Here is a 26,450-nt window from a genome sequence, read left to right as displayed (position 1 = left end):
GAAAGCAGGCAGAAGAATTCGGGAGGATGCTGTGGTCAAGGAGAGGGTAACGGTCATCGATATTGCGCACGCTGCCGGCGTGTCGAAGTCGACCGTGTCGCTCGTTCTTCAGGGCAGCTCGCTCGTCAATGAGGCGACGCGCGCCAAGGTGAATGCCGCCATCCGCGATCTCGGCTATGTCTATAATCGCGGCGCTGCCAATCTTCGGCAATCGAAGTCCAAGATCATCGGCATCGTCGTCAACGATCTCACCAACAGCTTCTTTGCGGAACTCGCCGTCGGCGTCGATGCGGTCGTGCAATCGGCAGGCTTCGTGCAGTTTCTTGCCAATACCGGCGAAAAGATCGAGCGCCAGCGCGAAGTGGTCGCGTCGATGCGCGAGCATGGCGTTTCCGGCCTGATCATTTCGCCGGCGCGTGGCACCGAAGCGGCCGATCTTGCGCCTTTGGTCGAGAGCGGCATTCCCGTCGTGCTCGTCGTCCGCGACATTGCCGGGGCAAATGTCTCTTCGCTGATCTCCGACAACCACGCTGGTGCCGTGGCCGCGGTGCGTCATCTGATCGAACGTGGTCACCAGCGCATCGCCTTCCTCGGCGGTTTTTCCGACACCGCCGTCTTCGAGGCGCGCATGCGCGGCTACCGCGATGCGCTCGTCGAGGCCGGCATGCCGGTTTCGGAATCGCTGATCATCGGTTCGGCGCCGTCGCGTGCCGGCGGGGTGACGGCGGTGGAGCAGGCGATGATGCTCGCCGACCGGCCGACGGCCGCACTCTGCTTCAATGATGCGGTCGCTTTCGGCGTCTGCGATGGCCTGAGGGCCCGGCGGCTTGAGCCGGGTGCCGATTTCGCCGTTATCGGTTTCGACGACGTGATCGAGGCGAAGACAGCAGTTCCGGCGCTGACGACGGTGTCCGTCGATCCACAAGGCATGGGCCAACGGGCGGCCGAGCTGCTGTTGAAGCAGATCAAGGCCGGTAAGGCGGAGCCGGAAGCGATCGTCGGTTCGGTTCGTCTCGTCGTTCGCCAGAGCTGCGGCGCAGCAGTCGAGAGAAAAAGGGAGGCACTGGCATGACACGGTGGGGTCTGATCGGCGCAAGCACGATTGCGCGCGAATGGGTGATCGGCGCAATCCGCGCCGCCGGAGGCGAGGTCGTCTCCGTCATGAGCACGAGCGCGGAGCGCGGCGCGGCTTACGCCGAGGAGAACGGCATCGCCAAGTCGGTGACCACTGTTGCCGAACTCGTCGGCGATCCCGATGTCGACGCCGTCTATGTCTCCACCACCAATGAACTGCATCGCGAGCAGACGCTGGCGGCGATCGCTGCCGGCAAGCATGTGCTCTGCGAGAAGCCGCTGGCGATGACGCTGGAGGATGCGCGTGACATGGTGAGCGCAGCGCAGGAGGCGGGTGTCGTTCTTGCTACCAACCACCACCTGCGCAATGCCGCCAGCCACCGCGCAATGCGCGATGCGATCGCCGAGGGCAGGATCGGCCGGCCGATTGCAGCCCGCGTCTTCCACGCCGTCTATCTGCCGCCGCATCTCCAGGGCTGGCGACTGGAGAGGCCGGACGCCGGCGGCGGCGTCATTCTCGACATCACCGTGCATGACGCCGATACGCTGCGCTTCATCCTCAACGACGATCCGATCGACGCCGTTGCCATCAGTCACAGTGCCGGCATGGGCAAGGAAGGCGTGGAGGATGGTGTCATGGGTGTCATCCACTTCCGCTCCGGCGTCATCGCACAGTTCCACGATGCCTTCACCACCAAATACGCAGAGACCGGTCTTGAGGTGCATGGCACCGAAGGATCGCTGATCGGCCGCAACGTGATGACGCAGAAGCCGACAGGCACGGTGACGCTGCGCAACGCCGATGGCGAGAGCGAGCTGACGCTCGACCACCGCAATCTCTACGAAACAGCGCTTTCCGCTTTCCATGCCGCTGCCCAGGGCAACGGCCGTCCATCTGCGACGGGCGAGGATGGCGTCTGGTCGCTGGCAACGGGCCTTGCCGTCGTCAAGGCGGCGGCCACCGGCCAGGCCGTGGCGATCGAAACGGGACTTTGAACTCATGTCGATGAACAAGCACATCTCGCCGGCCGAAGCGGCTGCCCTGATCCCGGATGGCGCGGTGGTTTCGGTCTCCTCGTCCAGCGGCCTCGGCTGCCCGGATCTGATGCTCAAGGCGATCGGCGAGCGGTTCGAGACGACCGGCCACCCACGCGACCTGACGACGCTGCATCCGATTGCCGCCGGCGACATGAGCGGCATCAAGGGCGTCGACTATATCGCCAAGAAGGGTCTGCTGAAGAAGATCATCGGCGGCTCCTATCCCTCGGGTCCGTCGAGTGCGGAACCGCCGTTGATCTGGCAGATGATCGGCGCTGACGAAGTGGCAGCCTACAACGTGCCCTCCGGCATCCTCTTCGACATGCACCGCGAGGCGGCGGCCAAGCGCCCGGGCGTGATGACCAAGATCGGCCTCGACACCTTCGTCGATCCGTCGCGCGAAGGCTGCGCCATGAATGCTTCGGCCGCGGCTGAGCCTGTGGTGAAGAAGGTCTCGTTCGAAGGCGAGGACTGGCTCTATTTCAAGGCGATCGCGCCGCAAGTGGCGATCATCCGCGCGACGACGGCGGACGAGCGCGGCAATCTCACCTATGAGCACGAGGGCGCCTATCTCGGTGGTCTCGACCAGGCGCTCGCTGCCCGCAACAATGGCGGCATCGTCATTGCCCAGGTCAAGCGCATCACCAAGGAAGGCTCACTGAAACCCCACGACGTGCGCGTGCCGGGCGTGCTGGTGGATTATGTCATCGTCGATCCCGACCAGAAACAGACGACCCAGACGCTTTACGATCCGGCGATTTCCGGCGAGATCTTCCGGCCGCTCGACAGTTTCCGGGTGCCGGAATTCAATATCCAGAAGGTCATTGCCCGCCGCGTGGCGCAGGAGCTTGAAGCCGGCAGCGCCGTCAATCTCGGCTTCGGCATTTCGGCCAATGTGCCGCGCATCCTGCTCGAAGAGGGGCTGCACGGTGCGGTCACCTGGGTGATCGAGCAGGGCGCTGTCGGCGGCGTGCCGCTGCTCGACTTCGCCTTCGGCTGCGCGTCCAATGCCGATGCCTTCATGCCCTCGCCCTACCAGTTCACCTATTTCCAGGGCGCCGGCTTCGATGCCTCGCTGCTCTCCTTCCTTGAGATCGATCGCAACGGCTCGGTCAACGTGTCGAAACTCTCTTTCCGCCCGCATGTGACGGCCGGCGCCGGCGGTTTCGTCGACATAACGGCACGGGCGAAGAAGATCGCCTTCTCCGGCATGTTCAATGCCGGCGCCAAGCTCGCGGTCGCCGACGGCAAACTGGTGATCGAAAAGGAAGGCAAGCTGAAGAAGCTGGTCAACGAGGTCGAACACGTCACCTTCTCAGGCCGTCGCGGTATCGAGCAGGGCCAGGACATCACCTATGTCACCGAGCGCTGCGTGATGAAGCTGACGCCCGAGGGCGTGATGCTGACCGAGATCGCGCCGGGGGTCGACCTGCAGGCGCATATTCTCGACCAGTCGGAATTCCCAATGATCGTTTCCGACAGACTGAAGACCATGGATGCGGGTCTGTTCCAGGATGCATTGCTTGGTCTTGAACTGCCGAAGAAGCCGGCGCGCCGGCTTCAGGGAGGCGACCGTGGCTGAGGGCCGTATCCGCATCGGCGTCGACGGTGCTGTCGCGATCATGACGATCGCCCGTCCGGAAAAGCTCAACGCTTTCGATATCGACATGCTGAAGGCGTTGGCATCGGCTTGCGACGAGATTGAAGCCGACCGCAATGTGCGTGTCGTCATCCTCACCGGCGAGGGCAAGGCATTTTCGGCCGGCGGTGACATCAAAGCCTGGGGCGGCATGGATGCGCCTGCCTTCGGGCATGACTGGGTACGGTTCGGTCATCGCGTGTTCGAGCGGCTGGCGACGCTGCGCATGCCCGTCATCGCCGCTCTTAACGGCCATGCGCTTGGCGGCGGGCTGGAACTGGCGGCGGCGGCCGATATCCGGCTGGCCGAAGCGCAGATCAAGATCGGCCTGCCGGAAACGAGCCTCGGCATGGTTCCCGGCTGGTCGGGCACGCAGCGCCTCGTCTCTCGCTTTGGCGCCCAGATCGTCAGGCGCATGGTGCTTGGCGGCGAGATGTTCACCGCCGAGGCTGCTCTGCGCGAAGGTCTGGTCGATGCCGTCGTCGAGACGGGCACGGTGCTGGCCGCTGCCCGCGATTACGCGGCGCGTGTCGCCAAGCGCGGGCCTGCGGCGCTTGAGATTTCGAAACTGATGCTCGCTTCGGCGAATGGCGAAGACAACGGATCCGCAGTCGAAGCGCTCGGCTCGATCCTTGTCGCCAAGACCGGCGACCTCAAGGAAGGTGTCGCCGCCTTCTCCGAAAAGCGTGAAGCCCAATTCAAGGGAGAATGGTAATGACCGTGCTCGTGAAACCCAAGCCGATCGAGGGCCAAAAGGTTCGCGCCTTCCAGATGCTGATCGACGGCAAATGGGTGGACAGCGCCGAGGGCCGTACGATCGAGCGCGTGGCGCCGGGCCACGGCGTCGTCGTCAGCCGCTATCAGGCGGGCACCAAGGCCGACGCCGAAAAAGCGATTGCTGCCGCACGCCGTGCCTTCGACGAGGGCACCTGGCCGCGCATGACCGCTTCGCAGCGTTCGCTGGTGCTTTTGCGCGCAGCCGATATCATTGCCGAGCGCGCCGATGAGCTTGCCTATCTCGATGCGATCGAATCCGGCAAGCCGATCAGCCAAGCCAAGGGCGAACTCGGCGGTGCCGCCGATATCTGGCGCTACGCCGCGGCTCTCGCCCGCGATCTGCATGGCGAAAGCTACAACACGCTCGGTGACGGTACACTTGGCGTCGTGCTGCGCGAGGCGATCGGTGTCGTCTCGATCATCACGCCCTGGAATTTCCCGTTCCTGATCGTCAGCCAGAAGCTGCCCTTTGCGCTGGCCGCTGGCTGCACCACTGTCGTCAAGCCGTCCGAGCTGACCTCGGCCTCGACGCTGCTGCTCGGTGAAATCCTCGAAGCCGCCGGCGTTCCCGCCGGCGTGGTCAACATCATCACCGGCACGGGGCCGGAGGTCGGCGCGCCAATGACGACGCATCCGGATGTCGACATGGTGTCCTTCACCGGCTCGACCGGCGTCGGCCGCCTGACCATGGCCAATGCTGCCCAGACGCTGAAGAAGGTCTCGCTGGAACTCGGCGGCAAGAACCCGCAGATCGTTTTCCCCGACGCCAATCTCGACGAATTCATCGATGCCGCCGTCTTCGGCGCCTATTTCAATGCCGGCGAATGCTGCAATGCCGGCTCGCGATTGATCCTGCACCGTGACATCGCCGACGAGGTGACGCGCCGCATCGCCGAGCTCTCGGCCAAGGTGAAGGTCGGCGATCCGCTCAATCCGGAAACCCAGGTCGGCGCAATCATCACGCCGCAGCATCTGGAAAAGATCGCCAGCTATGTTTCTGCTGCTTCGAAGGATGGCGCTGCGGTTGCCCATGGCGGCACCGCGCTCGATCTCGGCATGGGCCAGTTCATGGCTCCGACGATCCTTTCTTCCGTGCGCCCGGACATGGCGGTGGCGCGCGAGGAAGTGTTCGGCCCGGTTCTCTCGGTGCTGACCTTCGAGACGACGGAAGAGGCGATCGGCATCGCCAATGCGATCGACTATGGTCTTTCGGCCGGTGTGTGGAGCCGCGACTTCGACACCTGCCTGACGATCGGCCGCCGCGTGCGCGCCGGCACCATCTGGATGAACACCTTCATGGATGGCGCGTCGGAACTGCCCTTCGGCGGCTACCGCCAGTCCGGCCTCGGCCGCGAACTCGGCCGGCATTCGGTCGAGGATTACACCGAGACCAAGACGCTCAACATGCATATGGGGCCGCGTACCGGCTGGTGGATGCCGCGCTAAGGCTGAAACAGGGGAGGAGAGGACATGCGGACGATGGGGAGAACATTGGGGCAGGAGGCAGCGTCACGTGACGCCGCCTTGCGTACCGTGTTCGCCCGCTCAGCCGGCCGCGCCGAAGCTCGATGGGATCTGCGGACAGAGCAGCAGCTGCAGCTTGCTGACGTCGCTTTCTCCGCCGATCTTCTGCAGGAGCACCCGGCCCATGTCCTCGCCGGTCGCCGTCAGGTCCTCGTAGATCGTCTCGACCTGCGGCTGGATGGCGCTCAGGAGATGCGAGGTCTGCTTGGCGACGATGTCGTATTCGCGTCCGAGCGTCAGCCCGCAATCGCTCATGCCGGTGATGGTTGCGAGCGCGCAGACTTCGCCGCCGCACATGAAACTGTCCGGCGGATCGGGCTCGGCATAGCGCTGGCGCACGCGGTCGCGGATGGCGCCTGCCGGGCTGTCGAGATCGATGCCCGAGAGGATTTCGTAGGCGCAGCCCGCCTCGCGCACGGCGGTCATGAAGCCGTGCTGAAGATGGCCGGCAAAGGTGAAATCGGCGGGGCCACTGATCAGTGCGGGCTTGCGCCTGCCCTTGGCGATCAGGCGCTTCGTCGCCTGGTAGGAAAAGGTGAAGTTGTCGTAGTCGACATAGGGATGTGGGGTGGAAAGCTCCGTGCGCCCATGGGTGACGAAGGGAAAGCCGAGATCGGACAGCAATCGGACCCGGGGATCGAGCGGTTCCGTGCGCGAGAAGATCAGGCCATCGGCCATCGCGTTGCGGGTGATGTAGTTGACCGCTTCGACATTGGTCGAGTTCAGGAAGTTCGGCATGACGATCAGGTGGTAGGCCGTGCCCTGAAGTGCCTTGGCGATGCCACTCATGATCGAGGTGCCGTAGCCGAGGATTTCCTCGTGCGGGTCGAGCAGCACGCCGATGACATTGGTGCGGCCGGTCTTCAGGCGCTGGGCGGCGCGGTCGGGCGAATAGCCGATCTCGTCTGCGACCTCGCGCACTCGCTTGCGGGTATCGAGCGAGATCTGCGGCGCATCGGAAAGGGCACGCGAAACGGTGGTGACCGCAAGGCCGGTGATTTCCGCGATCGTGCGAAGGGTCGGCTTGCCGCGCTTGACGGCAGAACCAATGTCTTCGGCGTGGGCGGGCTTGGAGGGATCGGCCAATGCTAGTCTTTCTGAACGCGGGCGGGAGCGGTGTTTGTATCGTGGTGCGAGGGCTTAGGCAATCGAATCATGAAAACGTTTTAAATCTCGCATCGCGGCATGGTGTGCTGCACTGCAATAGCTAATGTGAGCTGTATAATTCAGTAAATTCAAACGGTTCCGAAGGTGCTAAAATACAAAATGGCGGAATGCTTGACTTGCTGAATTTATAACGTTTTAAATGGCCAGCCGCTGGCTGAAGCGGCGCGAATTCCGGGGTGGAGGAGGTTCCGCCTCGTTAACTTGCAAACGGGAGGAAAACGATGCGCAAGTTGATGACGACGACGGCCGTTGTGGCGCTGATGATGGCGGCCACCGCCGCGCGCGCAGCCGAAAATGTGGAAGTTCTGCACTGGTGGACATCCGGTGGCGAAGCCGCCGCACTCGACGTTCTGAAGAAGGACCTGGAAAGCAAGGGCATCACCTGGACCGACATGCCGGTTGCCGGCGGTGGCGGTACGGAAGCGATGACGGTTCTGCGCGCTCGCGTCACCGCAGGCAACGCTCCGACCGCCGTGCAGATGCTCGGCTTCGACATTCTCGACTGGGCCAAGGAAGGCGCACTCGGCAACCTCGACGAGACCGCTTCCAAGGAAGGCTGGGACAAGGTGATCCCGACCGCCCTGCAGCAATTCTCGAAGTATGACGGCCACTGGATCGCAGCGCCGGTCAACGTGCATTCGACCAACTGGGTCTGGATCAACAAGGCCGCCCTCGACAAGGCTGGCGGCAAGGAGCCGACCAACTGGGACGAACTGGTTGCCCTGCTCGACAACTTCAAGGCCCAGGGGATCACCCCGATCGCCCATGGCGGCCAGCCCTGGCAGGATGCGACGATCTTCGACGCCGTCGTGCTTTCGCTCGGCACCGACTTCTACAAGCAGGCTTTCATCGATCTCGACCCGGCAGCGCTCGGCGGCGACAAGATGAAGGAAGCCTTCGACCGCATGACGAAGCTGCGCTCCTATGTCGACGACAACTTCTCGGGCCGTGACTGGAACCTCGCCTCCGCCATGGTCATAGAGAACAAGGCCGGCCTGCAGTTCATGGGCGACTGGGCCAAGGGCGAATTCCTGAAGGCCAAGAAGGTGCCGGGCACCGATTTCGTCTGCATGCGCTTCCCGGGTACGCAAGGGTCCGTGACCTTCAACTCCGACCAGTTCGCGATGTTCAAGGTTGCCGACGACAAGGTTCCGGCCCAGCTCGCCATGGCTTCGGCGATCGAAAGCCCGACCTTCCAGTCGGCCTTCAACGTGGTCAAGGGCTCGGTCCCGGCCCGCACCGACGTTCCGGACACGGACTTCGACGCCTGCGGCAAGAAGGGCATCAAGGACCTGGCAGAGGCCAACACCAACGGCAAGCTCTTCGGCTCCATGGCCCATGGCCATGCCAACCCGGCTGCCGTGAAGAACGCGATCTACGACGTCGTGACGCGCGAGTTCAACGGCGAACTGACGTCCGAAGAGGCCGTCAAGGAACTGGTCTCGGCCGTCGAGGCCGCGAAGTAACGGGCTCGCTCCGGGGCGCACTCTAGGCGCCCCGGACACCCCATTCCGACATGCAGGCGCCGTCGAACCGCCGTGGCCAACAGGACACGGGGAGGGGCGCTTTGATACCCAGAACCTCGCGCGGATGCCGATATCAGGGATTTCCCGACGGCCGCGCCAGAAGTGGTGAACGTTCATGGATAGCCGCAGTCGCCTGCAGGACCTGATACCGAAGCTGGTGCTTGCCCCGAGCTTCCTCATCGTCCTGATCTTTGTCTATGGCTTTATTGCCTATACCGGCTTTCTGTCGATGACGGACAGCAAGATGCTGCCGTCCTACAATTTCGTCGGGTTAAGCAATTATTCGAAGCTGTGGGCGCTGCCGCACTGGTGGCGGGCGGTGAGCAACCTGGCGATCTTCGCCGCGCTCTATATCGCCATCTGCTCCGTGCTCGGCCTTGGGCTGGCAATCCTGCTCGACCAGAAGATCCGGGCCGAAGGTTTCCTGCGGCCGATCTACCTCTACCCGATGGCACTCTCGTTCATCGTGACCGGAACGGCCTGGAAGTGGTTCCTCGATCCCGGCATCGGCCTTGAGAACACCATGCACCTCTGGGGCTGGGAGAGCTTCTCGTTCAACTGGATCAAGGACCGCAACTACGCGATCTACTGCGTCGTCATTGCCGCGGTCTGGCAGTCGACCGGCTTCATCATGGCGATGTTCCTTGCGGGCCTTCGCGGCGTCGACAACGAGATCATCAAGGCAGCGCAGATCGACGGCGCCAAGACCTCGACGATCTATCGCCGGATCGTCATTCCCCTGATGCGGCCGGTGTTTCTTTCCGCATTCGTGGTGCTCGCGCATCTGGCGATCAAGGCCTACGACCTGATCATCGCGCTTACCGGCGGCGGCCCCGGCCAGGCGACCGAACTGCCGGCGACCTTCATGTATTCCTACACCTTCACCCGCAACCAGATGGGCATCGGCGCGTCCTCGGCGATCATCATGCTGGTGATGATCTTCTCGATCATCGTTCCCTATCTCTATTCCGAAATCCGGGGAGCACGACGCTGATGAGCGCTCCGAGCCCAGACAACATCATTTCGCACAACCGCCTCACCCGCGCGTTGATCTACACCGCGCTGATCCTCTTTGCGCTCTATTCGCTGTTGCCGCTCTACGTGATGCTGGTGAACTCGGTGAAGCCGCTCGACGAGATCCGCCAGGGCGGCATGCTCAACCTGCCGCAGACCTTTACAGTCGAGCCGTGGCTTCAGGCCTGGTCGACGGCGCAGATCGGCGTGCAGCCGACCGGCCTGAAACCCTTCTTCATCAACTCGATCCTGATGGTCGTGCCGGCCGTGGCGATCTCGACGATCATCGGCGCACTCAATGGCTATGTGCTGACGAAGTGGCGCTTCCCCGGTGCCAACATCTTCTTCGGCATGCTGCTGCTCTCATGCTTCATCCCGTTCCAGATCGTGCTGATCCCGATGGCACGCATCCTCGGCATCCTTGGGATAGCCGGTTCGATCTGGGGCCTGATCTTCGTCCATGTGATCTACGGCATCGGCTTCACGACGCTCTATTTCCGCAACTACTACGAAGCGTTCCCGACCGAGCTGGTGCGCGCAGCGCAGATCGACGGCGCCAGCTTCTTCCAGATCTTCTGGCGCATCCTGTTGCCGTCCTCCGGTCCGATCATCGTCGTCTCGGTCATCTGGCAGTTCACCAACATCTGGAACGACTTCCTGTTCGGCGCGTCCTTCTCAGGCCCCTATTCGACGCCGATGACGGTCGCGCTGAACAACCTCGTTTCGTCCTCGACAGGCGTCAAGGAATACAACGTCCACTTCGCGGGCGCGATCCTCGCCGCCCTGCCAACGCTCATCGTCTACATCGTGTCCGGCCGCTACTTCGTTCGCGGGCTGATGTCGGGCGCCGTGAAAGGATAAGCTCATGTCTTTCTTGAAAATCAGCAACCTGCGCAAATCCTATGGCTCGCTCGAGATCCTGAAGGATATCAACCTGGAGATCGAAGAAGGCGGCTTCCTGGTGCTGGTCGGCCCCTCCGGCTGCGGCAAGTCCACACTTCTCAACACCATTGCCGGTCTGGAGCCGATCACATCGGGCGAGATCGCCATCAACGGTCGCTCGGTTGCCGATCTGCATCCCTCGAAGCGCGACATCGCCATGGTGTTCCAGTCCTACGCGCTCTACCCGAACATGACGGTTGCCGGAAACATCGCCTTCGGCATGGAAATCCGCGGCGTGCCGAAGGAGGAGCGCGAAAAGGCGATCAAGCAGGTCTCGGAAATGCTGCAGATCGGCCATCTGCTCGATCGCAAGCCGAGCCAGCTCTCGGGCGGCCAGCGCCAGCGCGTCGCCATGGGCCGAGCGCTGGTGCGCAACCCGCAGGTCTTCCTGTTCGACGAGCCGCTCTCCAACCTCGACGCAAAGCTGCGCGTCGACATGCGCACCGAAATCAAGCGGCTGCACAACCGCATGAAGACGACGATCGTCTACGTGACCCACGACCAGATCGAGGCGATGACGCTGGCGACCAAGATCGCGGTGCTGAAGGACGGCGTGCTGCAGCAGTTCGGGACGCCGGCCGAGATCTACAACAACCCGGCCAACATGTTCGTCGCCGACTTCATGGGCTCGCCGGCGATGAACCTGCTGACGGCGCGGATCGAAAAGAGCGGCTCCGACATTGCGGTCACGCTGACGCGTCCGAATGCCGAGCCGCTGAAGCTTGCGGTGCCTCAGGCCAACGGCGCACTGTCTGCCTATGCCGGCAAGGACGTCGTCTTCGGCATCCGTCCGGAAGCGCTGACCGATCCTGATGGCGCCGACCGCAATGCCAAGGTGGTCGCCGAGGGCGAGTGCCTGATCGAGGTGGTCGAGCCGGCCGGCTCCGATACCTTTGCGGTCACCCGTCTCGGCGGCAAGGAAATCGTTGCCCGGCTGAGAGCCGATGCCCGCATCGCGCCCGGGCAGACCTCGCGCCTTGCCTTCAATCTCGACAAGGCGGTGTTCTTCGATCCGCAGAGCCAGCAGCGGATCGCGTAACCAACGATGCAGGAGCAGCCGGACATCGTCATTATCGGGTCGGGGATCGGCGGCTCCACGCTTGCGGCGGGGCTTGCCGGCTCCGGCGCCCGCATCGCCATCCTCGAGCGTGGCGACCGCCTGCCCGATACGCCGGAGGCGCGCAGCTACAGCTCGATCTTCGTCAAGGGCCACTTCCGCCCGAGGGAGATGTGGCGCGAACCCGACGGCACCGAGTTCAACCCCGGAAACTTCTACTTCGTCGGCGGCAATTCCAAGCTCTTCGGTGCGGTGCTCCTGCGATACCGGGCCGAAGATTTCACCGAGATGCAGCATCTCGGCGGCGTTTCGCCGGCGTGGCCTTTCCCTTACGAGGAGCTGGAGCCCTGGTACGGCAAGGCCGAGCAGCTGTTCGAGGTGCGCGGCGAATTGGGCGACGACCCGACGGAGCCGTTCCACAGCTCGCCTTACACTTTCGGCCCGGTGCCGGACGAGCCGGCGATTGCGCGGGCCCGTGCAGAGCTGAAGGCGCAGGGGCTCAATCCGGCAACGCTGCCGCTCGGCGTCGACATCGACGCCTGGCTTGCCGGCGGGCGCACGCCCTGGGACGGGTTTCCGAACACCGGCAACGGCAAGATGGACGCTGAAACCGCATCGCTCGCTTCCGCACTGAAGGATCCCAATATCGAGCTGATCACCTCGGCGCATGTCGACACGCTGGAGGCGGGACCCGGCGGCCGGATCGAGGCGATCCACTACACCCACAGGGGCGAGAAGAAGAAGCTGTCGCCGAAGCTGGTAATCCTGTCGGCGGGCGCGATCAATTCGGCCGCCATCCTCTTGCGGTCCGGCGACGGCAAGGGGCTCGCCAACGCCTCCGACCAGGTCGGCCGCAACTTCATGAACCACAATTGCAGCGCCATGCTGGCAATCAACCCGTTCAAGCGCAACGACAGCATCTACCAGAAGACGCTGATGCTGAACGACTATTACCTCACCGGCAGCAGGGATGGCCTGCCGCTCGGCAACGTCCAGCTGCTCGGCAAGATCAACGGCGACATCCTCAAGGCCAATGCGCCCCTCTGGGCGCCGCGGTTTGCCTTCGATTTCATGGCCGGCCATGCGGTCGACTGGTACATGATGACGGAGGACCTGCCGAACCCGGAAAGCCGCATCATGGTCGACGGCAACGGCATCATCATGCAGTGGCGACGCTCGAACATGGAGGCGCTGTCCGGGCTCGAAGCGAAGATGCGCGCGCATTTCAAGGCAGCCGGCTATCCGATCGTGCTGTCCCAGGCTTTCGACAAACGCACGCCGTCACACCAGTGCGGCACGGTGCGGATGGGCAAAGACCCGAAGCATGCGCCGCTCGACACCTACTGTCGCGCCTACGACCACCCGAACCTCTTCGTCGTCGACGCGAGCTTCCTGCCGACATCGGCGGCCGTCAATCCGGCGCTGACCGTTGCTGCCCAGGCGCTCAGGGTCGCCGACCATATCGCCACTAGGGAGTTTCGATCATGACGTCATCGACGCGCCCCGTCGCCATCGTCACCGGCGGCCGCCGCGGCATCGGTCTCGGCGTCGCCCGTGCGCTCGCCCGCGAGGGCTTCGATATTGCGCTCACCGGCCTCGGTGCGGCGGACGCGACGACCGCCCAGACGCTGTCGGAACTTTCCGGCGACCACGGCCGGGCGATCTACATCGAAGCGAACCTTGCCGATATCAGCGGCCATGCGGCGACTGTCGAGCGTGTTCGCGCCGAGCTCGGTCCGATCCGCTGCCTCGTCAACAATGCCGGCATCGCCTCGGTGATGCGGGGTGATTTCCTCGATCTGCTGCCGGAAAATTTCGACACGATCGTCGCCACCAACCTGCGGGGAACGGTATTCTTCACCCAGGCCGTGCTCGTCTCGATGCTGACGGATCCGGCTGATGTAGCACCGCGGTCGATCATCAACATCACCTCGGTTTCGGCAACGATGACGTCGCCCGAGCGGCTCGACTATTGCATGACCAAGGCCGGCCTTGCCGCCTTCAGCCAGGGGCTGGCGCTCAGGCTTGCCAATACCGGCATCTCGGTTTTCGAGATCCGGCCGGGTATCATCCGCTCCGACATGACCGCCGGCGTCTCGGCGAAATACGATGGCTTGATTGACGGCGGGTTGGTGCCGATGCGGCGCTGGGGCGAGCCCGATGACATCGGCAATATCGCGGCCGGGCTTGCCGGCGGCAAATTCGCCTTTGCCACCGGCTCGGTCATCCAGGCGGATGGCGGGCTTTCGATCGGCCGTCTCTAGGAAACGCGCAGGATTATTGAGGCTCGCAAGCGGGCAGGATTTGAATTGAACACGTCGAAAATTTGGAACGTTCCAAATTGGTGACGGCGGAGGGAAGACAGGGAATGAGCTACGACTACATCATCACCGGCGCCGGCCCGGCCGGCTGCGTTCTCGCCAATCGCCTCTCCGAGGATCCATCGGTCCGTGTCCTTTTGCTGGAGGCCGGTGGCGGCGACTGGAATCCGCTGTTTCATATGCCGGCCGGTTTTGCCAAGATGACCAAGGGCGTTGCCAGCTGGGGCTGGGAGACCGTGCCGCAGAAGCACATGAAGGGCAGGGTGCTACGCTATACCCAGGCCAAGGTCATCGGTGGTGGCTCGTCGATCAATGCCCAGCTCTATACCCGCGGGAACGCCGCCGACTACGACCTCTGGGCGTCCGAAGACGGCTGCACCGGCTGGGACTATCGCAGCGTGCTTCCCTATTTCAAGCGCTCAGAAGACAACCAGCGCTTTGCCGACGACTATCACGCCTATGGCGGCCCGCTCGGTGTCTCGATGCCCACGGCGGCGCTGCCGATCTGCGACGCCTATATCCGCGCCGGTCAGGAACTCGGCATTCCCTACAATCACGATTTCAACGGTCGCCAGCAGGCGGGCGTCGGCTTCTATCAGCTCACCCAGCGCAATCGCCGCCGCTCGAGCGCATCGCTTGCCTATCTTTCGCCGATCAAGGATCGCCGCAATCTGACGGTTCGCACCGGCGCGCGCGTGGCGCGGATCGTGCTTGAGGGTACACGTGCCGTCGGCGTCGAAGTCGTCACCGGCAAGGGCAGCGAGATCATCCGGGCGGAGCGCGAGGTGCTGGTAACTTCCGGCGCCATCGGTTCACCCAAGCTCTTGTTGCAGTCCGGCATTGGGCCTGCCGATCACCTGAAATCGGTGGGTGTCGCGGTAAAACATGACCTACCGGGTGTCGGCGGCAACCTGCAGGATCACCTCGATCTCTTTGTCATTTCCGAATGCACCGGCGACCACACGTATGACGGCGTCGCAAAACTCCATCGTACGCTATGGGCTGGCCTGCAATACGTGCTCTTCCGCTCGGGCCCGGTGGCGTCGTCGCTGTTTGAGACCGGTGGCTTCTGGTATGCCGATCCGAACGCCCGCTCGCCCGATATCCAGTTCCATCTCGGTCTCGGCTCGGGCATCGAGGCGGGCGTCGAAAAGCTGAAGAATGCCGGCGTGACGCTGAACTCCGCCTATCTGCATCCGCGCTCGCGCGGAACGGTGCGGCTTTCCTCCTCCGATCCGGCGGCAGCGCCGCTGATCGATCCCAACTACTGGGAGGATCCGCATGATCGCAGGATGTCGATCGAAGGCCTGAAGATCGCCCGCGAGATCATGCAGCAGGCGGCGCTAAAGCCCTTCGTGCTGGCGGAGCGCCTGCCGGGCAATTCGGTCGTCAGCGACGAGCAGTTCTTCGACTACGGCTGCGCCAACGCCAAGACCGACCATCACCCCGTCGGCACCTGCAAGATGGGCACGGACGCGATGGCGGTGGTCGGGCTCGATCTCAAGGTGCGTGGCCTTGAAGGCCTGCGCGTCTGCGACAGCTCGGTGATGCCGCGCGTTCCCTCTTGCAACACCAACGGGCCGACGATCATGATGGGGGAGAAGGGCGCCGACATCATCCGCGAGCGCCAGCCCCTGCCGCCGGCGATCTTCGCCCACGAACGCAACGACAGCCGCCCGCGCGCCCGCGCCGATATCCGTTGAGGTCCCCATGATCCGCCATTGTGTCTTCATTCGCTTCCGCCCCGAAATCTCCAGCGAGGAGAAGGCGGTGATCTTCGGGGAGATTGCCGCGCTGAAGGCCCGGCTACAGGGATTTCTTGCCGCCCATATCGGCGCCAATGTCAGCCCGGAAGTGGGCATGGACAAGGGCTTTGCCGAAGGCTTCATCGTCGACTTCACTGACGCGGCGGCGCGCGATGCCTATCTGGAAGACGAGGAGCACCGCAAGACCGGCGCCAAGATCGTTGCTGCGGCCGAGGGCGGCATTGCCGGCATCTTCGTCTACGATCTCGAAATCGCCGGCTGAGGACGCCATGATCGATGCGCGCCTCTTCCTGACCCGGCTTTTCGAGGAAGCCGTTCGAGCCGCCGATCCTTATGAGGCGATCAAGGCGCATCTGCCCGCCCCGCCGAAAGGGCGGACGGTGGTCGTCGGCGCGGGCAAGGCGGCAAGCCAGATGGCCGCCGCCTTCGAGAAGCTCTGGAAGCATCCCTTCTCCGGAACGGTCGTCGCCCGTCATGGACCGATCGAACAGTGTGAGACGATCACTGTGCTGCAGTCGGCTCATCCGGTGCCGGATGAGGCGGGGCTTGCTGCCTCGGATGCCTTGCTGAAGGCCGTGGCCGGTTTGACGGCGGACGATCTGGTCATCGCGCTGATTTCCGGTGGCGGCTCGGCCCTGCTCCCGGCGCCGCCTGAGGGTTTGACGCTCGCCGACGAGATCGCCGTCAACAAGGCGCTGCTTGCCTCCGGCGCGCCGATCTCGGCTATGAACGTCGTTCGCAAGCACGTGTCGCGGATAAAGGGCGGGCGGCTCGCTGCAGCCGCCTTTCCGGCGCGTGTCGTTAGTCTGGTCGTTTCGGACGTACCCGGCGACAACCCGGCCTTCGTCGCTTCGGGGCCGACCGTTCCGGATCGCAGCATGGCGGCCGAGGCGCTGGAGATCGTTGCCCGCTATCGCATGGAACTTCCCGACCAAGTGGTGACGCATCTGCGCTCGGAGGCCGCTGCAGCGCCCGATCCGGACAATCCGCGGTTTGCCGCGCATGAGTGTCACGTCGTTGCTTCGGCAAGCGTTTCGCTCGAAGCGGCGGCGGCCAAGGCGCGCGAACTCGGCATCGAGGCGCATATACTCTCGGACGCGATCGAGGGTGAAGCGCGCGATATCGGTCGCATGCATGCAGCGCTTGCCCGCGAAGTGGCGCTGAGAGACCGGCCGTTTGGCAAGCCGGTCGTACTGCTTTCCGGTGGTGAGACGACGGTGACGATTTCGGGCAAGGACTACGGCAAGGGCGGGCGCAACAGCGAGTTCCTGTTGTCGCTGGCGCTCGATATCGACGGCGTGTCGGGGATCGATGCGCTTGCCGCCGATACGGACGGCATCGACGGCTCCGAAGACAATGCCGGTGCCTTTGCAAATGGGCAGAGCATTGCCCGCATGCGGGCGGCTGGCATCGATCCACGTCTACATCTTACCCGGCACGACGCCTGGTCGGCCTTTGACGTGAGCGGCGATCTCTTCGTGCCCGGACCGACCGGAACCAACGTCAACGATTTCCGGGCGCTGTTGATTCGTTAGGACGCGCCTCGCGCGTAGAGACGTTAGCCGGATTCAGGTGTGCAATCGAAATGCAGACGCCGCCGCCGAGATCTTCGGCGGCGGCGTTGCCTTGTCGTGCGTCGCTTGGGCTTACTTGGCGCGCTTCAGCGCATCGCCGAGGATCGAGACGATCTCGCCAAAATGTTTCTCTTCGGCGATCAGTGGCGGCGAGAAGGCTATGATGTCGCCGGTGACGCGGATCAGCAGGCCCTTCTCGAAGCAATCGACGAAGACGTCGTAGGCGCGGGCGCCGATTGCGCCGTCGCGCGACTGCAACTCGATGCCGGCGATCAGGCCGATCGTGCGGATGTCGATGACATGAGGCAGGCCCTTCAGCGAGTGCATGGCGTCGTGCCAGGCGTCCTGCAGCTCGACGGCGCGGGTCATGAGGCCCTCGTCGCGGTAGATGTCGAGCGTGGCGATACCGGCAGCGCAGGCGGCCGGATGGCCGGAATAGGTGTAGCCGTGGAAGAGCTCGATCGCGTTTTCGGGCCCATGCATCAGCGCGTCATGCACCTTGCGGCTGGCAAAGACCGCGCCCATCGGGATCGCACCGTTGGTGAGACCCTTGGCCGCCGTCACCATATCCGGGGTTACACCGAAGAAGTCGGTGGCAAAGGCGGCGCCGAGGCGTCCGAAGCCGGTGATGACTTCGTCGAAGATCAACAGGATGCCGTGCTTGTCGCAGATGGCGCGCAGACGCTCAAGATATCCCTTCGGCGGGATCAGCACGCCGGTTGAGCCGGCGACCGGCTCGACGATGCAGGCGGCGATGGTTTCGGCGCCATGCAGCGCCACCAGCCGCTCGAGATCGTCGGCAAGCTCGGCGCCGTGTTCCGGCTGGCCCTTGACGAAGGCGTTCTTCGCGGGGTCATGCGTGTGGCGCAGGTGGTCGGAGCCAGGAAGCTGCGGGAAGACGCGGCGGTTGTTGAGGATGCCACCGACCGAAATGCCGCCGAAGCCGACACCGTGATAGCCGCGTTCTCGGCCGATCAGGCGCGTGCGGGTGCCCTGGCCGATCGCGCGCTGATAGGCGATCGCCATCTTCAGGGCCGTGTCGACCGATTCAGAACCCGAACCGGTGAAGAAGACGCGGTCGAGCTTCTGGCCTTCCGGACCCGGCGCGATTTCGGCGAGGCGCTCGGCAAAATCGAAGGCAATCGGATGGCCCATCTGGAACGAGGGCGCAAAATCCATCGTCGACAGCTGGCGCTCGACGGCAGACGCGATCTGACGGCGGCCATGGCCAGCGTTGACGCACCAGAGCCCGGCAGTGCCGTCGAGGATCGTGCGGCCGTCGGTGCTGGTGTAGTGCATGCCCTCGGCGGACGCGAGCAGGCGCGGAGCCTGCTTGAACTGCCGGTTGGCGGTAAACGGCATCCAATAGCTGTCGAGAACGGGGGCGTTGGGTTTGGTGTGCTGGTTCATGGCATCCTCCTGAGTTCGGCGATTGACGCCATGATTTGATTTGCCAAACAAGTCCTTTTCTGCTGTCAGTTAAGTCATTGAAATTTATTGTACCGTTGTAGCGTGTTTGCGCTATTTCGAACAACCTGAACACCAAGGGTTCGGATCATATGACCGTCGATATCGGAAGCCGGCTTCGTCATCTCCGCCTGATGCACAATCTGTCGCAGCGCGAACTGGCCAAGCGCGCCGGCGTCACCAATTCGACGATCTCGCTGATCGAGTCGAACGCCTCCAATCCTTCCGTCGGTGCGCTGAAGCGTATTCTCGACGGCATTCCAATCGGGCTTGCGGAATTCTTCTCCTTCGAGCCGGAACGACCGCGCAAGGCGTTCTATGCGGCGGAGGAACTGGTCGAGATCGGCAAGGGGCCGATTTCGTATCGCCAGATCGGCGAAAACCTCTTCGGCCGCAGCCTGCAGATCCTGAAAGAGGTCTATCAGCCGGGCGCCGATACCGGGAAAGTGCCGCTGGTGCATGACGGCGAGGAAGGGGGCATCGTATTGTCGGGCCGCATCGAGGTCACCGTCGACGATGAGCGGCGGATCCTGGGACCGGGGGATGCCTATTATTTTGAAAGCCGGCGGCCGCATCGTTTCCGCTGCGTTGGGCCGGTGCCTTGCGAAGTGATCAGCGCCTGTACGCCGCCGACGTTCTAGGAGCGGACGGCGCCTCGGCGCCGTCCGGAGTTCGTCAAGAAAGCCGAGCGCAGGCGTCGGCGATGCGTTTGAGCGCTTCCTTCAGTTCCGCTTCCGAGGTCGCATAGGAAATGCGGAAGAACGGCGAGAGACCGAAGGCCGAGCCCGGAACAACGGCGACGTGGGCGTCGTCGAGGAGGTAGGCGCAGAAGTCCGTATCCGTTGCGATTGCCTTGCCCGAGGGCGTGACCTTGCCGAGCATGCCGGCGCAGCCGGAGAAGGTGTAGAAGGCACCTTCCGGGACGCGGCAATCGAGGCCGTCGATGGCATTGAGGCCGGTAACGACGAGATCGCGGCGGCGCTGGAAGCTGGCGGTCCGTTCCTTCAGGAACTCCTGCGGACCAGTCAGCGCGGCAACCGAAGCGGCCTGGCTGACGGAGGAGGGGCAGGAGGTCGCCTGGCTCTGGACAACAGCCATCGCCTTGATCAGGTCGCGCGGACCGCCGGCATAGCCGATGCGCCAGCCGGTCATGGCATAGGCCTTGGAGACGCCGTTGACCGTGAGCGTGCGGTCCTTGAGGCGGGGCTCGAGCTGGGCCGGGGTGACGAAGCGGAAGCCGTCATAGACGATGTGCTCGTACATGTCGTCGACCAGCAGCCACACATGCGGATGCTTGAGGAGCACGTCGAGCAGCGGCCGGTAGTCGCTCGCGCTGTAGGCGGCACCCGACGGGTTCGAAGGCGAGTTCAAAAGCACCCAGCGCGTCTTCGGCGTGATTGCGGCCTCGAGCTTGTCGGCGGTCAGCCGGAAGCCGGAGGAGGCGTCGCAGGGGATCAGAACCGGCTTGCCTTCGCAGATCTGGACGATATCCGAATAGGAGGTCCAGTAGGGCGTCGGGATGACCACCTCGTCGCCCGGATTGATCGACGCCATCATGGCGTTGAACAGGATCTGCTTGGCGCCGGTCGAAACCGTGATCTCGTCCTGCTCGTAGGCAAGGCCGTTTTCACGCTGGAACTTTTCGCGGATCGCCTTCTTCAGTTCCGGCGTGCCGTCGAGGGCGGTGTACTTGGTGTCACCGCGCTTGATCGCCTCGCAGGCGGCGTCCTTGACGAAGTCGGGCGTGTCGAAATCCGGTTCGCCCGCACCGAGGATGATGACCGGCTTGCCTTCGCGCTTCATCGCTTGCGCGCGAGCGCCGATCTTCAGGATTTCGGACACCCCGATCGAGGAGATCCGCGAGGCGGGCTCAAAGCCCGCCTCCTTGACCGTTGCGTTGATGGTCATGGTCTCTACCTACCTGGGTGCGCCGATTATTCGATGTCGAACGACACGCCCTGCGCCAGCGGCAGGGCCTTCGAATAGTTCACCGTGTTGGTGGCGCGGCGCATGTAGGCCTTCCACGAGTCCGAACCGGATTCGCGGCCGCCGCCGGTTTCCTTCTCACCGCCGAAGGCGCCACCGATTTCGGCGCCCGAGGTGCCGATGTTGACGTTGGCGATACCGCAATCCGAGCCATCGACGGCGAGGAAGCGCTCGGATTCCTGCATGTCGCGGGTGAAGATCGAGGACGACAGGCCGGCTGCGACCGCATTGTGGTCGGCAACGACGGCGTCGAAGTCGCTGTACTTCATGACGTAGAGGATCGGCGCGAAGGTTTCTTCGAGAACCGGTCCGGCCTGCTTGGGCATTTCGACGAGAGCGGGCTTGGCGTAGTAGCCGTTGTCATAACCGAGCTCGACGCGCTCGCCGCCAGTGACGGTGCCGCCATGCGACTTGGCTTCGGCGATTGCCTTCTGCATGCCGTCGAAGGCAGCCTTGTCGACGAGCGGGCCGACGAGGGCGGTGGTTTCGAGCGGGTTACCGACAGAGACCGAACCGTAGGCCTTCTTCAGGCGCGGAACGAGCTGGTCGTAGACGCTTTCATGCACGAACAGGCGGCGCATGGTGGTGCAACGCTGGCCGGCGGTGCCCATGGCGCCGAAGGCGATGGCGCGCAGCGCCATGTCGAGATCGGCCGACGGGCAGACGATGCCGGCATTGTTGCCGCCGAGCTCGAGGATGGCGCGGGCAAAGCGCTTGGCGAGGCGCGGACCGACGTCGCGGCCCATGCGGGTCGAGCCGGTGGCCGATACGAGCGGAACCTTGGGGTTGTCGACGAGAACTTCACCGACGGTGCGGTCACCGATCAGGACCTGCGACAGGCCTTCCGGCGCATCGCCAAAGCGGGCGAGCGCGCGCTCGAAGATCGCCTGCGAGGCAAGCGCCGTGAGCGGGGTCTTTTCCGACGGCTTCCAGACGACGGAGTTGCCGCAGACGAGCGCCAGTGCGGTGTTCCACGACCAGACGGCGACCGGGAAGTTGAAGGCGGAGATGACGCCGACGACACCAAGCGGGTGCCAGGTTTCCATCATGCGGTGGCCGGGACGCTCGGTGGCGATCGTCAGGCCATAGAGCTGGCGGGAAAGGCCGACTGCGAAATCGCAGATGTCGATCATTTCCTGCACTTCGCCGAGGCCTTCGGAGGTGATCTTGCCGGCTTCGATCGAAACCAGGCGGCCGAGGTCTGCCTTGAAGGCGCGCAGTTCTTCGCCGAGCAGGCGGATCAGTTCGCCGCGCTTCGGGGCGGGAACCAGGCGCCAGGCCTTGAAGGCTTCATGCGCCTGGTCGATCTTGGCGGCGGCTTCAGCGGCCGAAACCGTCTTGAGGGCCGCGATCTTCTCGCCGGTGACCGGGCTATAGGACGGCATGTCGCCGCCGGTGTAGAGTTCCTTGGCGACGCCCATCTTTTCGAGAAGCGCCGCGGCTTCCTTGGTCACGTCGACTTTCTTGGTTGCGATGTTCATGGTCTGACTCCCGTTTTATTGGTTTAGATCATTCGTTGGAGCGAAATGTCGGCGGAAGACCGCACACACTTTCCTCATTCCGCTCTGGCCTATCCGAAACGCACACTGCCGAGCTTTCCCGGCGAGGTCAGCGTCTTCAGGCCCGCGGCCATGTCCTTGAGTTTGTCTGGTGTATAAAAGTCGTAATAGGCCTGATTGCGGCGGCCGATCGCATGTTCCGCGCTGAAGCTGCCGTGATATTCCTCGACGGCGACGGCGAAAACCCATTCGCGTAGCCGGGGTTCGAAAGTCTCGTCCTTGAGAAGATCGCTGTTCTTCGGCACGACGAGGTTGAAGTGCACGCCGCCGTCGCCGATATGGCCGAAATCGCAGACGGTCACGTCGGGGAATTTCGAGGGCATTTCGGCCTTCATATGGTCGCAGAAGGCCATGATGTCACCCCGGCGGAAGGAGACATCGAAGGCGATCAGCTTGCCCAGGTGCTTGACGCCCTCAGACAGCGCGTGGCGTAGCGCCCAGATTTCGTGCGGCGGACCGACGAAGGCGTCGGCGAGCGGTGCCTCCTCCATCTCCCAGATTTCGGCCAGCGCCGTTTCCAGCACGGCGTCGAGCGACTGTTCGCCTTCGCGCGGTGCCCAGGTGCGGCTGATCTCGGCGAGAATGACGTAGTCGGGGACTTGGCCAGCCTGGAACGGGTTTTTCAGCGACGGCACGTGGGCAAAGGCTGCCTTGACGGCATTGCTCGACATGCCCTCGAAGGCCGAAAGGTAGGCGCCGAGGCGTTCTTCCATGGCGCGCAGCAGCGGCATCACATGGGCGCCGCTCGCCGGAACCAGCAGTGCCGTTGCCGTCTGCTGCGGCAGGCGCTCGAGGTTGAGCACGCATTCGGTGACGATGCCGAAGGCGCCCGAGGTGCCGACGAAGATCTGCTTCCAGTCAACGCCGGTGTTGTTCTTGCGCAAGTCGCATTGCAGGTCGAGCACGGTGCCGTCCGCGTCGGCCAGCACCACCTTGAGGCCGAGCGTGTTTCGGCGCACGTCGCCGTATTTTAGGAAGCGTGAGCCGCCGGTATTGGTGGCGATCATGCCGCCGATGCGCGGGTCGGCGCCGAGATCGATCGGGAAGAACAGGCCGTGCTCTTCCAGCCGCCGGTTGAGATCGGACAGCCGGAAGCCGGCGTCGAGCCGAACCGAGCGGTTGTCGAGGTCGAGTTCGAAGCGTTTTGCCAGCCGGTCGAGGCTGAGGATGGCTTCGTCGCCCGACTGATCCGGCGTCGAGCCGGAGACGAGGCCGGTGTTGCCGGACTGCGGGATCAGCGCGATGCCGTTGGTGACGCAATAGGCGACAGCGGCGGAAACCTCTTCGGTCGTCGCCGGCCGCAGCACGAGCGGCGTCCGGCCGCGATCATAGCGCGCGCCGGTCTCGTAGGCTTCCAGGTCTTCCGGACGCGTGACGACACCCTTGTCTCCAAGGATGTCGGTGAGCGCGTCGATGTGCAGTTGGTCGATCATCAGGGAAGCATCATTCCGCAGCGATGGCGCCGGTCAAGGCCTGAATGCAGCTTTCGATCGAAGCCTGCTCGATACCGGCATAGTGATCGAACTCGTTGAGCACGGTCGCACCGAGATCGGCCTCGAAGCGCTTCTGGTTCGGGCTGGCGACGAAATCCTGCTGCGCCCCGTCGCCGAGGTTCGACTGGAAGATGCCAGCGGCGCTGACCGGCAGGAAGTCTTCATAGACGATCGCGTCGAACTGGACGAGGCCAGCGGCGATCAACGCTTCGATGTCGTGCTTGCTGGAGACGCCGGCCTTGCGGCCTTTTTCCGTCAGCGAATAGCTGAAGTAGCCGAGCCCGGCTTCGCGGATGCCTGCCCAGGTGTCCGGGAAAGGCTCGAAAGCCCCGGCAAGTGCCGCTTCGTATTCGCGCGCGTTGGAACCGTCGGCCGCCGGGCGGACGATCTTGCGCGAGGCGTCGAGCAGTTCGTCGTAAAGCGCGCGGCCCTTGGGTGTCAGCGCGATGCCGCGCTGTTCGATCTCGCCGAAGCGGGCGGTGTGCGAGCCTTCCTTCCAGGTGCCGTCGGCATCCTTGAAGGAAACCGGCTCTTCGAGCGCCTTGAACGAGGTCTGGCGCAACAGGATCGGGCACTTGCGGGTCGGCGGGCCCTCGACGACGGCCTTCGGGGCAATCGCGTATTCCGGCATCAGCGCCTGCACCTTGTCGATGTCGAGCGTGCGCGGCGTCAGGTGGTTGATGTGTGGGCCCTTGAAGGAGACGACGTCGGCGATCAGGCGATGGGCGTCATGCAGGCGCTTGTACATGTCGGGGCTGACATTGGCCTTGTCGTGCCAACGAAATGTTTCGAGCACTTCCGAGACGAAGCGCTCTGCATCCACCTTGTCGAGACCGCCGTCGCGCTCGGCCTTTTCCGTGAGTTCGACGGCGCCGGCGGTGAAGATCTGGCGCGCGGCCAGAATAACTTCGGCTTCGGCACGCAGCGTTTCATCGGCGATGAGGTCGAGACGGAGCAGCGAGGTGAAGACGCGGAACGGATTACGCTTCAACGCGGCGTCGCCGACCGGGCGGAAGGCGGTCGAATGCACGGGAACGCCAGCGGTCGAGAGATCGTAGTAGCCGACCGGGTACATGCCCATGACGGCGAAGACGCGGCGCATCATAGCGAGTTCGGCGGGGGTGCCGAGCCGAATCGCGCCGTGGCGCTCCTCGGAGATGCGGTCGAGCGAGTCCGTCGCGTCGAGGCGCTCCTTCAGCTTGGGGTCGGCGGCGAGCGTATCGTCGTTGACCTTGGCGACCAGCTCCATCAGCGTGCCGTAGGCCGGCACCTCTTCGCGGTACATGACCGACATGGCTGCGGAAAAGGCCGAGCGGATGTCGTCGGCGGATACGAAACTATTCTCTTTCACTGGGGCTCGCCTCGCGCTATGGGTGAAGGACAAGGTCATTCTCATTTCGGATCATATCCGATCGAACTGGCCATTGATCGCGTTGCTTCTGACTATGTTGATGCGAGGGCGGAATGAAGTTGAGCCGAAGACTGGTTCCCGACGTGACGACGCTGCAGGCGTTCGAATGCGCGGCGCGACACGGCAGCTTCACGCAGGCCGCAGCCGAGTTGAACCTCACGCAGAGCGCCGTCAGTCGCCAGATCAAGGATCTCGAAAACCAGCTCGGGGTGCTCTTGTTCGAGCGCGTGCGTCAGCGGGTGATCCTGTCGGATGCCGGGCAGAAGTTTCTGCCGGAGGTGCGTCGCCTGCTCAACCAGACCGAGGAACTGATGGTGCGGGCGATGGCGTCTGCCAGGGCGGATTCAACGCTCTCGATCGCGTCATTGCCGACTTTCGGCAGCCGCTGGCTGGTACCGCGTCTTCCCGATTTCCTCAAGCGCCATCCGGACACGGTGATCAACATCGCCTCGCGCTCTGCGCCGTTCGATTTCGAGGAGCAGAATTTCGATCTGGCTATCCATTACGGGCAGCCGGTCTGGGCGCGCGCGACCTGCAGTTATCTCTGCAGTGAGATCATCGTGCCCGCCGCAAGTCCCGCCATGCTGGCAACCCATCCGGTTGCCTCCCCTGAAGATATCGTCACGGGGCCGATGCTCCATCTCGCCACAAGGCCAAAACTCTGGGCGCAATGGTTCGAGGCCAACGACATGGACGGGCGCGGCGCTTATCGCGGCAACCGTTTCGATCAGTTTTCCATGGTGATCGAGGCGGCGACCGCCGGGCTCGGCTTTGCTCTTTTGCCACGCTACCTGATCGAGCAGGAAATTGCCGCCGGCACGCTGCAGATCGTGCTCGACCGGCCGATGCAGACGGAAAACAGCTATTACCTCGCCGTGCCCGAGGGCAAGCTAGAAAACCCGATCAGCCTGGCGTTTCGCGAGTGGATCACCGAGCAGGTGGGCTGACCTGTGGTGCTTTTGTCGAAAATTCGTGGGAACCTTCCTCGCCCCATCACGTTTCGCCTCGTCTGCCACCCGCGATGAAGCTTGAAAGAGGGCATTTGAAAGAGTTGTATCGAAGTGCCACTGGGGGCGCGCACAGCGGCCGGTTCCGGCTTGATTCGGCTGTGCGCA

The 26,450-nt window shown here is 63.7% G+C and carries 22 protein-coding genes; 16 read left to right on the top strand and 6 right to left on the bottom strand.

Going from position 1 to position 26,450, the window contains the following annotated elements; translation table 11 throughout:
- The first annotated feature begins 31 nt into the window (after positions 1 to 31).
- The 5 genes from FA04_RS17550 to FA04_RS17530 are packed head-to-tail and all read left to right on the top strand — an operon-like array spanning position 32 to position 5,974.
- The gene (locus tag FA04_RS17550; protein WP_034803047.1) at positions 32 to 1,072 is read left to right on the top strand and encodes a LacI family DNA-binding transcriptional regulator; all 1,041 of its coding nucleotides are present in this window, start codon (positions 32 to 34) and stop codon (positions 1,070 to 1,072) included.
- Positions 1,069 to 2,070, top strand: a complete 1,002-nt coding sequence (locus FA04_RS17545) for a Gfo/Idh/MocA family protein (RefSeq protein WP_034803044.1) — start codon at positions 1,069 to 1,071, stop codon at positions 2,068 to 2,070. Before FA04_RS17550 ends, FA04_RS17545 begins: the two co-directional genes overlap by 4 nt.
- Before the next feature lie 4 nt (positions 2,071 to 2,074).
- Positions 2,075 to 3,694 carry an acyl CoA:acetate/3-ketoacid CoA transferase gene (locus FA04_RS17540; RefSeq protein WP_090426321.1) on the top strand — a complete coding sequence of 540 codons (1,620 nt, stop codon included), beginning with the start codon at positions 2,075 to 2,077 and terminating at the stop codon, positions 3,692 to 3,694.
- Positions 3,687 to 4,466 (top strand): enoyl-CoA hydratase/isomerase family protein, encoded by a 780-nt coding sequence (locus tag FA04_RS17535; RefSeq protein ID WP_034803042.1) that lies wholly within the window; start codon positions 3,687 to 3,689, stop codon positions 4,464 to 4,466. The genes FA04_RS17540 and FA04_RS17535 overlap by 8 nt, the downstream gene beginning before the upstream one ends.
- Positions 4,466 to 5,974: an aldehyde dehydrogenase family protein gene (locus FA04_RS17530; RefSeq protein WP_034803039.1), complete on the top strand. Its 1,509-nt coding sequence runs from the start codon at positions 4,466 to 4,468 to the stop codon at positions 5,972 to 5,974. Before FA04_RS17535 ends, FA04_RS17530 begins: the two co-directional genes overlap by 1 nt.
- 99 nt (positions 5,975 to 6,073) lie before the next feature.
- Here the strand turns inward: FA04_RS17530 and FA04_RS17525 are convergent, their stop codons facing one another.
- The gene (locus FA04_RS17525) at positions 6,074 to 7,138 is read right to left on the bottom strand and encodes a LacI family transcriptional regulator (RefSeq protein ID WP_034803036.1); all 1,065 of its coding nucleotides are present in this window, start codon (positions 7,136 to 7,138) and stop codon (positions 6,074 to 6,076) included.
- A 314-nt stretch (positions 7,139 to 7,452) separates the two neighbouring features.
- Here FA04_RS17525 and FA04_RS17520 point away from each other — a divergent pair, with 314 nt between their 5' ends.
- The 9 genes from FA04_RS17520 (at position 7,453) to FA04_RS17480 (ending at position 17,380) form a co-directional block, all read left to right on the top strand.
- Entirely contained in the window at positions 7,453 to 8,685 is a 1,233-nt protein-coding gene (locus FA04_RS17520; protein WP_370689582.1) for an ABC transporter substrate-binding protein, read from the top strand.
- Between the two features lie 175 nt (positions 8,686 to 8,860).
- Positions 8,861 to 9,739, top strand: coding sequence for a carbohydrate ABC transporter permease (locus tag FA04_RS17515; RefSeq protein WP_034803019.1), 879 nt, complete (start codon positions 8,861 to 8,863; stop codon positions 9,737 to 9,739).
- On the top strand, positions 9,739 to 10,620 hold the full coding sequence (locus tag FA04_RS17510) for a carbohydrate ABC transporter permease (protein WP_034803016.1): 882 nt from the start codon (positions 9,739 to 9,741) through the stop codon (positions 10,618 to 10,620). Before FA04_RS17515 ends, FA04_RS17510 begins: the two co-directional genes overlap by 1 nt.
- A 4-nt stretch (positions 10,621 to 10,624) precedes the next feature.
- Positions 10,625 to 11,740: an ABC transporter ATP-binding protein gene (locus FA04_RS17505; RefSeq protein WP_034803014.1), complete on the top strand. Its 1,116-nt coding sequence runs from the start codon at positions 10,625 to 10,627 to the stop codon at positions 11,738 to 11,740.
- Between the two features lie 6 nt (positions 11,741 to 11,746).
- On the top strand, positions 11,747 to 13,246 hold the full coding sequence (locus tag FA04_RS17500; protein ID WP_034803011.1) for an FAD-dependent oxidoreductase: 1,500 nt from the start codon (positions 11,747 to 11,749) through the stop codon (positions 13,244 to 13,246).
- A complete protein-coding gene (locus FA04_RS17495) occupies positions 13,243 to 14,022 on the top strand; it encodes a 3-ketoacyl-ACP reductase (protein ID WP_034803008.1) in 780 nt (259 codons plus the stop codon). Before FA04_RS17500 ends, FA04_RS17495 begins: the two co-directional genes overlap by 4 nt.
- 104 nt (positions 14,023 to 14,126) lie before the next feature.
- Entirely contained in the window at positions 14,127 to 15,782 is a 1,656-nt protein-coding gene (locus FA04_RS17490) for a GMC family oxidoreductase (protein WP_034803005.1), read from the top strand.
- Between the two features lie 7 nt (positions 15,783 to 15,789).
- Positions 15,790 to 16,107 (top strand): Dabb family protein, encoded by a 318-nt coding sequence (locus tag FA04_RS17485; protein WP_034803002.1) that lies wholly within the window; start codon positions 15,790 to 15,792, stop codon positions 16,105 to 16,107.
- 7 nt (positions 16,108 to 16,114) lie between these two features.
- Complete coding sequence (locus FA04_RS17480; protein WP_034802999.1) at positions 16,115 to 17,380, top strand: glycerate kinase type-2 family protein; 1,266 nt, start codon at positions 16,115 to 16,117, stop codon at positions 17,378 to 17,380.
- A gap of 111 nt (positions 17,381 to 17,491) precedes the next feature.
- Here the strand turns inward: FA04_RS17480 and aptA are convergent, their stop codons facing one another.
- Positions 17,492 to 18,829 carry an omega-aminotransferase AptA gene (aptA, locus tag FA04_RS17475; protein ID WP_034802996.1) on the bottom strand — a complete coding sequence of 446 codons (1,338 nt, stop codon included), beginning with the start codon at positions 18,827 to 18,829 and terminating at the stop codon, positions 17,492 to 17,494.
- Between the two features lie 149 nt (positions 18,830 to 18,978).
- Between aptA and FA04_RS17470 the strand changes: the two genes are divergently transcribed.
- The gene (locus tag FA04_RS17470; protein ID WP_034802993.1) at positions 18,979 to 19,527 is read left to right on the top strand and encodes a cupin domain-containing protein; all 549 of its coding nucleotides are present in this window, start codon (positions 18,979 to 18,981) and stop codon (positions 19,525 to 19,527) included.
- Positions 19,528 to 19,561: 34 nt separating this feature from the next.
- Here FA04_RS17470 and FA04_RS17465 read toward each other — a convergent pair whose 3' ends face one another.
- From FA04_RS17465 to hglS, 4 genes are all read right to left on the bottom strand, one after another.
- Complete coding sequence (locus FA04_RS17465; RefSeq protein WP_034802990.1) at positions 19,562 to 20,794, bottom strand: pyridoxal phosphate-dependent aminotransferase; 1,233 nt, start codon at positions 20,792 to 20,794, stop codon at positions 19,562 to 19,564.
- A gap of 26 nt (positions 20,795 to 20,820) precedes the next feature.
- A complete protein-coding gene (amaB, locus tag FA04_RS17460; protein WP_034802987.1) occupies positions 20,821 to 22,353 on the bottom strand; it encodes an L-piperidine-6-carboxylate dehydrogenase in 1,533 nt (510 codons plus the stop codon).
- 89 nt (positions 22,354 to 22,442) lie between these two features.
- Positions 22,443 to 23,864 (bottom strand): FAD-binding oxidoreductase, encoded by a 1,422-nt coding sequence (locus FA04_RS17455; RefSeq protein WP_034802984.1) that lies wholly within the window; start codon positions 23,862 to 23,864, stop codon positions 22,443 to 22,445.
- 10 nt (positions 23,865 to 23,874) lie between these two features.
- Positions 23,875 to 25,275, bottom strand: a complete 1,401-nt coding sequence (gene hglS / locus FA04_RS17450; protein ID WP_034802982.1) for a 2-oxoadipate dioxygenase/decarboxylase HglS — start codon at positions 25,273 to 25,275, stop codon at positions 23,875 to 23,877.
- 113 nt (positions 25,276 to 25,388) lie between these two features.
- Here hglS and FA04_RS17445 point away from each other — a divergent pair, with 113 nt between their 5' ends.
- Positions 25,389 to 26,282: a LysR family transcriptional regulator gene (locus FA04_RS17445; RefSeq protein ID WP_034802979.1), complete on the top strand. Its 894-nt coding sequence runs from the start codon at positions 25,389 to 25,391 to the stop codon at positions 26,280 to 26,282.
- Positions 26,283 to 26,450: the final 168 nt, after the last annotated feature.

It is taken from the genome of Ensifer adhaerens, assembly GCF_000697965.2.
In the GTDB taxonomy this organism is placed as follows: Bacteria; Pseudomonadota; Alphaproteobacteria; order Rhizobiales; family Rhizobiaceae; genus Ensifer; species Ensifer adhaerens.
Note: the sequence above shows the minus strand (reverse complement) of the source record. Positions and strands in the feature narration are given on the sequence as shown.

Coding starts and splice junctions, on each gene's coding strand:
- FA04_RS17465 (WP_034802990.1), bottom strand. CDS start 20,794: ATGACCATCAACGCAACGGTCAAGGAGGCGGGCTTTGAGCCCGCCTCG.
- FA04_RS17445 (WP_034802979.1), top strand. CDS start 25,389: ATGAAGTTGAGCCGAAGACTGGTTCCCGACGTGACGACGCTGCAGGCG.
- FA04_RS17495 (WP_034803008.1), top strand. CDS start 13,243: ATGACGTCATCGACGCGCCCCGTCGCCATCGTCACCGGCGGCCGCCGC.
- FA04_RS17520 (WP_370689582.1), top strand. CDS start 7,453: ATGACGACGACGGCCGTTGTGGCGCTGATGATGGCGGCCACCGCCGCG.
- FA04_RS17510 (WP_034803016.1), top strand. CDS start 9,739: ATGAGCGCTCCGAGCCCAGACAACATCATTTCGCACAACCGCCTCACC.
- FA04_RS17500 (WP_034803011.1), top strand. CDS start 11,747: ATGCAGGAGCAGCCGGACATCGTCATTATCGGGTCGGGGATCGGCGGC.
- FA04_RS17480 (WP_034802999.1), top strand. CDS start 16,115: ATGATCGATGCGCGCCTCTTCCTGACCCGGCTTTTCGAGGAAGCCGTT.
- amaB (WP_034802987.1), bottom strand. CDS start 22,353: ATGAACATCGCAACCAAGAAAGTCGACGTGACCAAGGAAGCCGCGGCG.
- FA04_RS17545 (WP_034803044.1), top strand. CDS start 1,069: ATGACACGGTGGGGTCTGATCGGCGCAAGCACGATTGCGCGCGAATGG.
- FA04_RS17490 (WP_034803005.1), top strand. CDS start 14,127: ATGAGCTACGACTACATCATCACCGGCGCCGGCCCGGCCGGCTGCGTT.
- FA04_RS17485 (WP_034803002.1), top strand. CDS start 15,790: ATGATCCGCCATTGTGTCTTCATTCGCTTCCGCCCCGAAATCTCCAGC.
- FA04_RS17505 (WP_034803014.1), top strand. CDS start 10,625: ATGTCTTTCTTGAAAATCAGCAACCTGCGCAAATCCTATGGCTCGCTC.
- FA04_RS17530 (WP_034803039.1), top strand. CDS start 4,466: ATGACCGTGCTCGTGAAACCCAAGCCGATCGAGGGCCAAAAGGTTCGC.
- aptA (WP_034802996.1), bottom strand. CDS start 18,829: ATGAACCAGCACACCAAACCCAACGCCCCCGTTCTCGACAGCTATTGG.
- FA04_RS17540 (WP_090426321.1), top strand. CDS start 2,075: ATGTCGATGAACAAGCACATCTCGCCGGCCGAAGCGGCTGCCCTGATC.
- FA04_RS17470 (WP_034802993.1), top strand. CDS start 18,979: ATGACCGTCGATATCGGAAGCCGGCTTCGTCATCTCCGCCTGATGCAC.
- FA04_RS17515 (WP_034803019.1), top strand. CDS start 8,861: ATGGATAGCCGCAGTCGCCTGCAGGACCTGATACCGAAGCTGGTGCTT.
- FA04_RS17455 (WP_034802984.1), bottom strand. CDS start 23,864: ATGATCGACCAACTGCACATCGACGCGCTCACCGACATCCTTGGAGAC.